Raw genomic sequence first — 11,876 nt, 5'->3', positions numbered from 1 at the left:
AGAGGTATCGTATGGCTCATAAAGAAACGAATTTGACAGACAATGAGATATTGCGCCAGAAGATAGTGAACCTCCAACACGCATTGTCTTTGGAGAAGATGCGCAGCCGTGCCTATGAGAAACTCATAGAGATAGCCGAATCCGAGGAGGGTATCAGCATCTTAAAAAAAGATGGTGCCAAACAGTAACGGCGCTGCGTGAGGAGTTTCCCGGTGTATCCGTGGAATTCCTCTGTGGGCTGTTTGGCAAGAAACGCCAGTGGTATTACGCAAGCAGCAAGCTTGTGATTTCTGAGCGGCAAAGGCGTAAACTGATAGTTGACAATGTACTCTACTATCGTGCCTGCTGTCCCGGGATAGGCGGTGTGAAACTGCACGTCCTCCTCAAGTCGGAGCTAGGTGAAGATGTTACTCATGGTCGCGACTCCTTCTTAAAACTACTTGCTTCAGAAGGACTTATGCTTCCCAAGAACAAGCGAAGACGTACAACGGACTCCAATCATCCTTATAGGAAGTATCCTAATCTTGTACAAGGTGTTACGGCAATGTATGCTAACCACATTTGGGCAGCCGACATAACCTACGTTTGGATTTACGGCAACGTCCTGTACCTCCATCTCATTACAGATGTTTACTCACATGCTGTCATAGGCTGGTGCTTATCCGAAACCATGGAGGCTATAAATACGAAGGAGGCATTGCTAATGGCAGTTAAGGCAGCCGGAGGAGGCAACCTCTGCGGAACGATACACCACTCTGACAGAGGTTCGCAATATGCCTGCCACCTATATGTTGAAACTCTTATGTGCCACCATATCAGGGTTAGTATGACAGAACGGTACAATCCTACGGACAATCCCGTGGCGGAAAGGACGAATGGAACCTTTAAGGTTGAGTGGATTTACCAGCAGGAGATGTACCGAGATTATGACCAGGCCAATATGGAAATCTCCAAGGCAATAGCCTTCTACAACTACAGACGACCGCATATGAGCATAGGAATGAAATGTCCGATGGATGTCTATAGAGGCGAACAGCCCGGGAGAAATCTTTGGAAAAAGAGATAAATGCTTGCAAAAAAGAAAAATATAACGTATCTTTGGAACGCCGAAAATATGGCGAACGACGGTCTTATGCCATCTTCACCAAAGGTCCCAGGGGGCATCGAGCCCCCTAAGACCTTGCCGAAAATATGACGGAACTTAGGTGTTGTCCATCTTCTTTTATGCAAGTGCACTGACTTCAAATTTAAACTATATAATGTTAATGTCAAGTCATTCAGTAAATAAGAAAATATTTGACAAGTAAAACAGAAATACATCGTCAGATCTGACAAGTGAATTCAGGAAAAGACAATTCATGACCTTTTGCATTGCAAAAGGTAAGCTTTTGAAAAGCAAAAGGTAAGCTTTGTATGAATAGAGGGGAATTTATAGAGAATACTATTGGATAAGAGTATATCATTTCGGAAGAGCTATATGACAAAAACGGAACAGACCTTGTTGGCACTCATCAAGTATATGGTAAATGGGACGGAAACTTTTAAGTTGGATGATAACATCAATTGGGAACAACTCATCAGATTATCCAATTTACAAGGAATTTCCATCCTGATAATTGATGGCTTGCAGCAATACCTTTCCGCCCATCCGGAGTGCAGACTTTTCGATGAAGAGAACTCTGCGGACAGACTGCGACGCCTCCAATGGTTTGGACAAGTGGTCATTCATGAACGGATGTATGCCAAACACAGAAAGGAAATAGCCAACTTGTCGCGACTCTATGCGAAGGTCGCCATAAAGATGATGGTGTTGAAAGGCTATGGATTATCGTTGGATTGGCCTGTCCCCAATCATCGTTCCGTTGGCGACATGGATGTTTATCATTATGGAAGATGGCAAGAGGCTGACGCTTTAGTGGAAAAGGAATGTGGCATCAAGATTGACCGAGGGCATGAACACCACACCTTATTCAACTTTAACGGAATTCTTGTGGAAAATCACTACGACTTTATCAACACAAAAGCACATCGAGATGCCCCGAAGATAGAGACTCGACTTAAAAAACTTGCGGAGAAGGGCAACATGGAAATAGAAATGAAAATGGAAGACGCCAAAATTTATCTTCCCTCCGCTGATTTTAACGCTATTTTCCTAATGCGCCATATGGGACAACATTTCTCCGGAGAGAGATTAAGCCTGCGTCAAGTGCTTGATTGGGGATTTTTCATGCGTGCCCACCATGCCGAAGTGGATTGGCTTTCAACAATAAACTTCTTAAAGGAAATAGGCTTGTATAAATTCTTCAATCGGATTAATGCAATTTGTGTGAACCATTTGGGATTTTCGGAAGAATCGTTTCCGACTATTGAGAGGAGAGAAAATATCGAGCAAAGAATTCTCATGGATATTTTTCATCCGGAATTTGACAAAAAGAAGCCCGAAAAGGGTATGTTTCCCATTCTTCTGTTCAAGTTCAATCGTTGGTGGAACAATCGTTGGAAGCATAAGATGATATATAATGATGATTTATTGATGACATTTGTTACTTTGACGTGGAGTCATTTGAAAAGGTATAAATCCATAACAGATTGATGGTAGCACGTCTATGTGGATATTTTTGTGTTTGGTTTAGACTTAAATAAATGAACATACTGTTTCTAACAATGGGTTCCGGTTTTCGGGATGTGAATGTCAGAGGGATATATACGGATTTGTTGCGTAGATTTATGAAAGACAATCATCAGGTCTATGTGATTTATCCCAACGAGAGAAGAACGGGATTGGGAACCACACTGAATGAAGAAGGGCTTTACCACGCGCTGGGCGTAAAAACCTTGAATGTGCAGAAGACCAATGTGCTTGAAAAAGGACTTGGGCAGGTGCTCTTGGAACGTCAGTTTAAGAGAGCGTTGAAGAAGTTCTTCGGTCATGTGAAATTCGACCTTATTCTCTATTCCACTCCTCCCATTACCTTAACCAAGGTTGTTAGGTGGGCGAAGAGACATAACCCCGCGGCAATGACCTATCTGATGTTGAAAGACATCTTTCCGCAGAATGCGGTAGATTTGGGCATGTTGCGAAAGACCGGATTGAGGGGCTTGCTCTATCGCTTCTTCCGTGAAAAAGAAAAGGAATTCTATCGCATTTCCGATTGGATAGGCTGCATGAGTCCGGCTAACGTTGCATATGTGCTTAAACACAATCCGGAAGTTGATGCCATGAAGGTGGAGATTTGTCCGAATTCCTATGACATCCCCTCTGCTCCCCTGACCTCTAAAGAAAGTGTCCCTCAGCGAGAAGAGGTGAAGCGTTCCGTCAGGGTTAAATATGATTTACCAATCGACAAGCCCATATTCATTTACGGAGGGAATATGGGTAAACCGCAAGGCATTCCTTTCTTGATAGAATGCATGGAAGCGAACAAGCATCGTAAGGATTGCCACTTCTTGATAGTTGGGAACGGTTATGATTATCCGTTGCTTGAGACATGGTATAATGCGAATAAACCCGAAGCTGTCAGCCTCTTCAAAAGGCTGCCCAAAGCGGATTATGACAGGTTGGTGGATTCGTGCGACATCGGTATGATATTCTTAGACCATCGTTTCACCATTCCAAATTATCCGAGTCGGTTGCTACCTTATCTCATGGAACGTAAACCCATTCTTGCTTGTACGGACCCGAATTGCGACATGGGAAAGTTGGCTGTTAAGAATGGTTATGGCATGTTTTGTGAAAGCAACGATGTCAATGCGTTTACGTGTGCTGTCGATGAGCTGTTGCGAGCCGATTTAAGTGAAATGGGCGATAATGCCTATCGCTTTTATCTCGATAATTATACCGTTGATCATACTTATAATACCATCTTGAAGCATCTTGCATAACCCTTATATTTGATAAAATTTTCTATGTACAAACATTTCTTTAAACGCTTCTTCGACTTTTGGATTTCTTTGGTGGCGTTAATCGTGCTTAGTCCGGTGCTTTTGATAGTAACCATTTGGCTGCATTTCGCTAATAAAGGTGCCGGTGCTTTCTTTCTTCAAGAACGACCGGGGAAGAATGAGAAGATATTCAAGGTGATTAAGTTCAAGACGATGACAGATGAAAGAGATGAAAGCGGAGAATTGTTGCCAGATGCCAAACGTTTAACAAAAGTTGGTATGTTCGTAAGATCAACTTCAATAGATGAATTGCCACAGCTTATTAATGTTTTGATAGGCGATATGGCTTTGATAGGTCCACGACCATTACTCGTAAAATATCTCCCATTATATAGTAAGCAACAGATGAGACGTCATGAGGTTCGTCCCGGAATTTCCGGTTGGGCACAGTGTCACGGAAGGAATTCAATTTCATGGACAGAGAAGTTTAAACTCGATGTGTGGTATGTTGATCATTGTTCTTTATTAACAGATCTCAAGGTAATATTTATAACGATCAAAAAGGTGTTGTTTCGTGAGGGTGTCAATACGACTACCGGTAAATCGGCTACGATGGATAGCTTTGATGGGACAAATTAAGACTAATAAAAAACCAATAATCCTATATATTTATGGATAATATTTTATTTTGTAGTGTAGGGCGTCGTGCCAAATTGTTAATGGATTTTAGAAAATCCATGAATGGTTGTGGTAAAATTATAGCAGTCGATTTAAGTCCGGTTGCGCCAGCTCTCTTCCATGCTGATGAAACTTATTTGGTTCCAAGTATTGATGACCCTAATTATTTCAGCACTATATTAAGTATTTGTGAGAAGAATAATGTGAAGGCGATAACCACACTTATAGATCCTGAAATTGAAATTTTGTCTTCACATCGTAAAGAATTGCTCAAAAAAGGGATTTTGCCCCTTTGTCCTGCAGATTGGACTGCACATTTGTGTTTTAACAAGTACGAAATGTTTAAATATCTTCGTTCCAAGGGTATAAGAACGGTGCTTACTTATGATTCAATTGAAGGATTAAAAGAGGGTCTTGAAAAAGGAGAAATCTCGTTTCCGGTATTCATGAAGCCAATATCTGGAAGTGGAAGCATAGGGATTGGTGTGGTTGAGGACTTAGAGACCGCAGAAAAGAAATTTCGTGATGGAAACTTTAGATATATCGTTCAAGAGCTTATGACCGAAGGAGATTGCGATGCTGATGTTTATATTGATTGTATAAGCCATAAGGCTGTTTCTGTGTTCTGTAAAAAGAAAATTGAAAGTAGAATAGGAGGCGCAAGCAAAACCATATCTTTCAGGGATCAGAAACTCTTTGATTTTATCAAACAAGTTTGTTCTGTTTTGGAATTAAATGGTCCTTGTGATATGGATTTCTTTATTAAAGATGGTAAATATTATCTTTCTGAAATAAATCCACGCTTCGGTGGTGCTTATTTACATGCTTATGGTGCTGGCGTTGATTTCATAAAACTTATTCTTAACAATATTCATGGCATTGAAAACAAATCGATCATAGGTGAATACGATGAGGATATTATTATGCTGATGTATGATGATGTAGTAATCACTCGGAAGAAGGAGTTATTGTCAGATAGCTACTCTTTGTTATAATATTGTAATCATTACGGAAAGTAATTTAGTAAACAAATTATGTCAGACGAACGGAAAATGATATATCTCTGTCTGGCTCACATGAGTGAGGAGGGATGGGAACAGAAATATGTAAAAGAGGCTTTTGACACCAATTGGGTGGTGCCGATGGGACCTAATGTAAATGCTTTCGAGAAAGACTTGGAGGCGTTCGTGAACGAGAAAGGAAATGGTGAAGAAAGGCTCGACCGAAGAGTGGTGTGCCTTTCTGCCGGTACGGCGGCCGTGCATTTGGCATTGATAGGCTGTGGCGTGAAACCGGGCGACGAAGTGTTGGTGCAGTCGTTTACGTTCTGTGCCTCTTCGCATCCGATTACCTATCTCGGGGCTACGCCGGTGTTTGTGGGATCGGAGAGTGAGACATGGAACATGGATCCGCAACTGTTGGAGAAAGCCATCATCGACAGAAAAGAAAAGACGGGGCGTTATCCGAAAGCCATTGTGCCGGTCGCGCTCTACGGTATGCCCTACAGAATAGACGAGATTATGACGATTGCCGATAAGTATGGCATTCCTGTGGTGGAGGATGCCGCCGAGGGGTTAGGCTCTCGCTTCGACGGACAGGTGTTAGGCACTTTCGGAAAGTATGGCGTGTTGTCATTCAATGGTAACAAGATGATTACCACTTCGGGAGGCGGTGCCTTGATTTGTCGCGATGCCGAAGATGCCGATGAGGTGATGTGGTATGCCACGCAGGCTCGCGATGCCTACCCATATTATCAGCACACCGCCATAGGATATAATTATCGGTTGTCAAATGTCTGCGCCGGTATCGGACGCGGACAGATGAAGGTGGTGAACAATCATATTGTTCACCACAAGCATGTACAGACTCTCTATGAGAAACTGCTTAAAGACGTTCCGGGTGTAAGGATGCACAAGCAACCTGCCGATTCGCGTTATGATGCGAATTTCTGGCTTTGTGCTGCAACGATGGATGCGGACGTGAAGATTAAGGGTCAGGAGAATGCTTATCGTGAAGTGGTGAGGACGGCCGTAGGCGGAGCTGCCGGCGTTATTCATGCCGTTGATACTGCTACTACCGACTGCCAACCCAATGCGAATATCGAGGCTCTGCGCGTGTTCATGCTTGATAAGAAGGTGGAGTGCCGTCCGCTTTGGAAGCCGATGCACAAACAACCGGTCTATGCGAAAGCGCCTGTCTATACGAATGGCATTGAAGAATCGCTCTTCAAGGTGGGCTTCTGCTTGCCGGCAGGTCCGTATGTTACGGATGATGATGTGCGTTATATCGTGGAGAGCATCAAAGCCGCGATGGCGCAATAACGAAGCCCCTGTTGCCATGTGTAATCATTGAGGGTGCAAGTCGAATCGGAACTTGCACCCTCAATGCATATTGGCGCATCACCATCAAGTGATATTGATGCCTATCTTTGCGAATTGGTGCGCAAGGTGTTTGCCTTGATACAAAGGTCTTTTACCACCTCGCCACCCACAATCAGACCGGCTGCGGCAGGAACCCACGCGTTGGAGGCCGGTGTGGCGCGCTTTTTGTGGGCTATTCCTGTGGGTTCTTCGGTGTTATCTTCCGCCTGTTCTGCCCCGACGCTTGGCAGAGGTTCCTCCGGACTATACACCACTTTCACGTTGCGTATGTTGGTTTTACGCAGTTTCTTGCGCAGTACTTTGGCAATGGGGTCGTTGATGGTCTTGAAAAGATCGGTAACACGAAACTGCGTGGCATCGAGCTTAAAGGCAGCTCCCATGGAACTAATCATCGGAATGTTCAGTTGATGGCAACGAGTGATGAGGTCGAGCTTTGCAACTACTGTGTCGATGCAGTCCACCACGTAGTCGTAAGAGGAAAAGTCGAATTGTTCGGCTGTCTCCGGAAGGTAAAAAGTTTGAAATTTGCGGACGTTACATTCCGGAAAGATGTCCTTGATGCGTTTCTCAGCCACATCCACTTTGGCTTTTCCCATGGAAGAATGTGTGGCAATGATTTGCCGGTTGATGTTGGAGAGTGCCACAAAGTCATCGTCCACGATGTCGATATTTCCCACTCCGCTGCGCGCCAATACCTCCGACACGTAACCACCGACACCCCCCACTCCAAAAACGATGACATGGCTGTTGCGTAGTGTCTGCATTGCCGCAGAGCCTAATAATAGTTCTGTTCTGGAAAATTGGTTCTGCATGGCGATTATTTGTCCACCAGTTTTATTGCCAATGGTTTCACACTGATGAGTCGGCGTTTGTACAGGTCGCCAATCGCCTTCTTGTACACTTTCTTCGACACTTGGAATCGACGTTTGATGTCTTCTGCCTCGCTCTTGTCTCCAAGGTCGCATTGTCCGTTGTGTTCTTTCAGGTATCGCAAGAGCACCTCTGCGAAATCCTCCGCGTATTTCTGCCCCATCGGCTGGAGTGTGCAGTCTATCTTTCCGTCTGAGCGAACGGTGGCAATGTAGCCCTTTATCTTGTCGCCGGTGTGAACCTTTCTGAATACCTGATTTTCGTAGATAAGTCCAGGATACTTGTTATCCACGATTACTTTAAATCCTAAGTCGGTTTTCTGCCAGATGAGCAGTTCTACTTCCTGTCCGGGGAGATAGTGGGGCACTTCTTTCTCGAAGTAATGTTCCACCTTTGCCGAAGCCACAAGTCGGTAGGTGTCCTCATCAATATGGATGTGAACGATGTAAGAACTTCCTGCCTCCATGCGCATTTTCTGTTCACGGAACGGGCAGAAGAGATCTTTCGTAACGCCCCAATTCAGGAAAGCTCCATACTCGTTTACCCATGAACATTCCAAAAAGGCAAAGTCGCCCACTGTCACCAAAGGTTTCTCCGTGGTGGCGATGGGGCGTTCCTCGTGGTCGAGATAGACGAATACGTGCAACTCATCGCCAATGGCTGTCCCCTCGGGAACATACTTCTGTGGCATGAGTATCTCTCCCTCGCGTCCGCCGTCAAGGTAGAGTCCGAAAGCCTCTCCATTGCCTTCGCGCAGGGCTGTCTTTATTACGGTCAGCGTGTTGTACGCACCTATTTTTATTTCATTTTTTTTCGACATTTCTTTATTGTTTTTTCGATTACCATGCAAGGTGAGTGGATTGTTTCCCTTTTGGGGTTTATTCCATCGTTACCACTTCCTTGTCAAGGATTAAGCCGTCTTTAAGATGGATGGTTCTGTCGGTCAGCTGTGCCAAAGTCTCATCATGCGTAACGATAACGAACGTCTGTCCGAACTTATCGCGTAGTTCGAAGAAGAGTCGGTGCAGCTCTTCCTTGTTCTTTGAGTCCAAACTGCCCGATGGCTCGTCAGCCAAGATGACTGCCGGATTGTTCATCAAAGCCCTCGCCACTGCCACGCGTTGTTTCTCTCCACCTGACAATTCGTTGGGCTTGTGGGTGGCACGGTTGGTGAGTCCCATGAACTCCAGCAACTCCTCTGCTCTCGATCGTGCCTCTTTGGTTTTTGTCCCGGCAATGTAAGCCGGAATCATGATATTCTCAACGGCTGTAAACTCAGGTAGCAGCTGATGGAACTGAAAGACAAAGCCCAAATGCCGGTTTCTGAACTCGCTCAGTTTGTTGGCAGACAGACGATTCGTCTCTATTCCATCCACGATTACTTTCCCGGAGTCCGGTTTGTCGAGTGAACCAATGATTTGTAGCAGCGTAGTCTTTCCCGCGCCCGAAGGTCCGACGATGCTCACCACCTCACCTTTGTCAATGTGCAAGTCGATGCCTTTCAGCACTTTCAGTGCCCCAAAGCTCTTTGTAATTCCTTGTATATCTATCATAATCTTCTTATTTTCTTTCCAATCCATTTCCGGAAGATGTTATATGCGCTCTGTTCCTCCGTGTGTTGAGGCTGTGCGAACGTCATTCCTTCCATGCGGTTGCCATACTGATCCGGAAAAACAATCATGATGGTTCTTTGCTTGAAGAATCGGTTGATTTCATCCGGCAAACGTTCCATTGCCGTTTTGTAGGAGATGGTTCCTTTTCGCGCGGTAATGATGGCAAGCAGATGGTCTTGGTTCACCTTCGTGGCGAGCTTTGGTAATTCGTTCCAATGCTCCATCTCTGCATATTCTGCCCTCACCCCCTGATGGCGATTGCACACGTAGCCACTGATGAGTTGCAGTGTGTCGCGTCGGGCATGGAACACTATTCGGCACTCGGTGTTGGCTGCGAGCCGCGAGAGTCTTTCCAACCAGCGGTAGAAACCCGGTTCAAACTCTGCGCGCGAGGGTACTGCCACATGGATGCGCCGAATGGTGTTCAGTGGTTGCATGATGCGCGAGATGATGATTTGTCGGCTCAGTCCGTTGTAGAGACTTTGGGTGAATTGTCCCCAAAAACTTTTTGTTATTTCTTGTCGGGCATGTAGTCCCATTACGATTTCCGATGCTTGGAATTCCTTGAAAGCGTGTTTGATGCCATTGGCAATGTTGGCGGCTATGCGCACCTGTGTTTCCAATGGCACGTTCGCCGCGCTTGCCTCTTTTCGCAGATGATTTAACAATTCTTGTCCCTCCTCGCGGTTTTTCGCGAGGTTCACATCGTCATATACCACGTTGAGTGTAACTATCTCGCGTTTCAGTTTTGGGTTGCGTATCATCATGGCAAGCGAGAGCAGGTCATCGGCAAATTCCTGGTACTTCACGGGTACTAAGATTTTCTCGTCATTGTCTGTCTTCACCATCTCCGGTTCTTCTTTCCTCATGAGGCGCAGGCGTCGGGCGGCGTTTTCAGTTACCATGGTAGAGATGACGCAAGTAAAAAGTATCATGATGACGATGCCGTTGAGCACCTCATCGTTGAAAAGGAATTGTCCCGGTGCAATTTCCAATTTTCGCCCCACCATCACCATGGCAATAGCTCCTGCAGCATGCGCACTGGTCAGACCGAAAAGCATGTCGGAAACTGCCTTCGGCAGTCGGAAAAGCAGTCCGGCGAGATAAGCTGCCAATGCCTTTCCCACCGTTCCGAAGAACACGATACACAGCACCACCCATAGGATGTGGGTGCCGGTGAAGAGCAGTCGCACGTTGATGAGCATGCCCACTCCAATGAGGAAGTAGGGGATGAACAGTGCGTTGCCCGTAAACTCTATGTGATTCATCAATGGGGAGAATCGCGGAATGAACCGATTGAGAATCAGTCCCGAGAAGAAAGCCCCAAAGATACCTTCCAATCCGATGGCAGCCGACAATGCCGCCGAGAAGAACATGACCGCGAGGACGAAGATGAACTGCATGACGCCATCGGAATAGCGACGCAGAAACCATCTGGTCAGTCGCGGAATGCCCCAAATTAACCCCGAAATGTACAGTGCGAATTTCAGCACGAGCCACATCCACAGTGCCGCACTACTTGCTCCTTTGACGGAATTAACGATGATTGCCATGCTCGATAGTGCCAATAGAAGAGAGACCATCGTGGCTCCCACGCTCAGCGTGGAACTCTCGTGTTGCGTCAAACCGTATCTGCCCACAATGGGGTAAGCCACCAATGTGCTCGACGACATGATGCAACCCAGCAGCAACGACGAAACGACGGAATACCTCAACAGATAAATCCCCATCAGGAAAGTGAGCACAAACGGAATGAAGAACGTGAGCACTCCGAAGATGGAAATGCGCCCCTTGTTCTTCTTTAATCCCTCCATGTCCATTTCCAGTCCGGCGAGGAACATGATGTAATACAATCCCACGCTGCCGAATAGCTCGAACGAGGCGTCGCGCGTCAAAATGTCCAGTCCATATTCCCCTATTAGCACGCCTGCCAGCACCATGCCGATGATATGCGGAATGCGCAATCTGCCCATGATGATGGGCGAGAGAAGAATCACCAAAAGCACCATGAAGAAAATCAGTGTCGGGTCGGTGATGGGGAAGTATTGGCTGATACCGAACATCTTTATTGTTGATAATTATTTGCAAAGATAGTAAAAAGATGCGGGTTGAGGATTGATAGTTGATGGAATTTTGTATTTTTGCACTTGGAAGTTACGAAAAGAGTGTAATTTATTGGAAATGAGCGTAGGTTAATTGCTCTTGATAGTAATAGGTTACGATTTAGTTAGTTATCTACTGCATTATCCTTCTGCGCGTTGCGTAACCTTCAAAGAACTCTTCGTATGCAAAAGTAGCTATTTAATTCGAGATTTTGATATAAACTCCCGTTTTTTATCCCCTCATTCATAAGAATTTTCCGTAAAAGCGGTATTGTCCGTCGGCACACCATTGCCCAAAACGAGTTTGGAACAAACGTGTGCCGACTACCGCATAGCTGGAGAAAAGGGCA

At 45.5% G+C, this 11,876-nt stretch carries 10 protein-coding genes and 1 pseudogene; 7 read left to right on the top strand and 4 right to left on the bottom strand.

The window, feature by feature from the left end; genetic code table 11:
* The 7 genes and pseudogenes from E0E16_RS13990 to E0E16_RS12065 form a co-directional block, all read left to right on the top strand.
* Positions 1-188 (top strand): annotated as a pseudogene (locus E0E16_RS13990) (hypothetical protein); the annotation flags it as partial.
* Positions 189-220: 32 nt separating this feature from the next.
* Positions 221-1,066 (top strand): IS3 family transposase, encoded by an 846-nt coding sequence (locus E0E16_RS12090; protein ID WP_240048166.1) that lies wholly within the window; start codon positions 221-223, stop codon positions 1,064-1,066.
* A 411-nt stretch (positions 1,067-1,477) separates the two neighbouring features.
* Positions 1,478-2,593 carry a nucleotidyltransferase family protein gene (locus E0E16_RS12085; RefSeq protein ID WP_130830449.1) on the top strand — a complete coding sequence of 372 codons (1,116 nt, stop codon included), beginning with the start codon at positions 1,478-1,480 and terminating at the stop codon, positions 2,591-2,593.
* Positions 2,594-2,643: 50 nt separating this feature from the next.
* Positions 2,644-3,882, top strand: a complete 1,239-nt coding sequence (locus E0E16_RS12080; protein WP_130830448.1) for a glycosyltransferase family 4 protein — start codon at positions 2,644-2,646, stop codon at positions 3,880-3,882.
* Positions 3,883-3,906: 24 nt separating this feature from the next.
* A complete protein-coding gene (locus E0E16_RS12075; protein ID WP_130830447.1) occupies positions 3,907-4,521 on the top strand; it encodes a sugar transferase in 615 nt (204 codons plus the stop codon).
* A 32-nt stretch (positions 4,522-4,553) separates the two neighbouring features.
* Positions 4,554-5,555, top strand: coding sequence for an ATP-grasp domain-containing protein (locus E0E16_RS12070; protein ID WP_130830446.1), 1,002 nt, complete (start codon positions 4,554-4,556; stop codon positions 5,553-5,555).
* A gap of 39 nt (positions 5,556-5,594) precedes the next feature.
* Positions 5,595-6,881: a DegT/DnrJ/EryC1/StrS family aminotransferase gene (locus E0E16_RS12065; protein WP_130830445.1), complete on the top strand. Its 1,287-nt coding sequence runs from the start codon at positions 5,595-5,597 to the stop codon at positions 6,879-6,881.
* A gap of 101 nt (positions 6,882-6,982) precedes the next feature.
* Here the strand turns inward: E0E16_RS12065 and E0E16_RS12060 are convergent, their stop codons facing one another.
* From E0E16_RS12060 to E0E16_RS12045, 4 genes are read right to left on the bottom strand one after another with little or no spacing between them, the layout of a single operon-like run.
* Positions 6,983-7,753, bottom strand: a complete 771-nt coding sequence (locus tag E0E16_RS12060; RefSeq protein WP_130830444.1) for a tRNA threonylcarbamoyladenosine dehydratase — start codon at positions 7,751-7,753, stop codon at positions 6,983-6,985.
* A 5-nt stretch (positions 7,754-7,758) separates the two neighbouring features.
* Entirely contained in the window at positions 7,759-8,631 is an 873-nt protein-coding gene (locus E0E16_RS12055) for a CvfB family protein (RefSeq protein ID WP_130830443.1), read from the bottom strand.
* A gap of 58 nt (positions 8,632-8,689) precedes the next feature.
* Positions 8,690-9,364, bottom strand: a complete 675-nt coding sequence (locus E0E16_RS12050) for an ABC transporter ATP-binding protein (protein ID WP_130830659.1) — start codon at positions 9,362-9,364, stop codon at positions 8,690-8,692.
* The gene (locus E0E16_RS12045) at positions 9,361-11,487 is read right to left on the bottom strand and encodes a cation:proton antiporter (protein WP_130830442.1); all 2,127 of its coding nucleotides are present in this window, start codon (positions 11,485-11,487) and stop codon (positions 9,361-9,363) included. The genes E0E16_RS12050 and E0E16_RS12045 overlap by 4 nt, the downstream gene beginning before the upstream one ends.
* Positions 11,488-11,876: the final 389 nt, after the last annotated feature.

Source organism: Prevotella rectalis (assembly GCF_900607215.1).
GTDB lineage: Bacteria > Bacteroidota > Bacteroidia > Bacteroidales > Bacteroidaceae > Prevotella > Prevotella brunnea.
This window is presented reverse-complemented; position numbering and strand designations above follow the sequence as displayed.

Excerpts from the sequence above, each read along its gene's own strand:
- E0E16_RS12050 (WP_130830659.1), bottom strand. The coding sequence starts at position 9,364 with ATGATAGATATACAAGGAATTACAAAGAGCTTTGGGGCACTGAAAGTG.
- E0E16_RS12060 (WP_130830444.1), bottom strand. The coding sequence starts at position 7,753 with ATGCAGAACCAATTTTCCAGAACAGAACTATTATTAGGCTCTGCGGCA.
- E0E16_RS12075 (WP_130830447.1), top strand. The coding sequence starts at position 3,907 with ATGTACAAACATTTCTTTAAACGCTTCTTCGACTTTTGGATTTCTTTG.
- E0E16_RS12080 (WP_130830448.1), top strand. The coding sequence starts at position 2,644 with ATGAACATACTGTTTCTAACAATGGGTTCCGGTTTTCGGGATGTGAAT.
- E0E16_RS12055 (WP_130830443.1), bottom strand. The coding sequence starts at position 8,631 with ATGTCGAAAAAAAATGAAATAAAAATAGGTGCGTACAACACGCTGACC.
- E0E16_RS12085 (WP_130830449.1), top strand. The coding sequence starts at position 1,478 with ATGACAAAAACGGAACAGACCTTGTTGGCACTCATCAAGTATATGGTA.
- E0E16_RS12070 (WP_130830446.1), top strand. The coding sequence starts at position 4,554 with ATGGATAATATTTTATTTTGTAGTGTAGGGCGTCGTGCCAAATTGTTA.
- E0E16_RS12065 (WP_130830445.1), top strand. The coding sequence starts at position 5,595 with ATGTCAGACGAACGGAAAATGATATATCTCTGTCTGGCTCACATGAGT.
- E0E16_RS12045 (WP_130830442.1), bottom strand. The coding sequence starts at position 11,487 with ATGTTCGGTATCAGCCAATACTTCCCCATCACCGACCCGACACTGATT.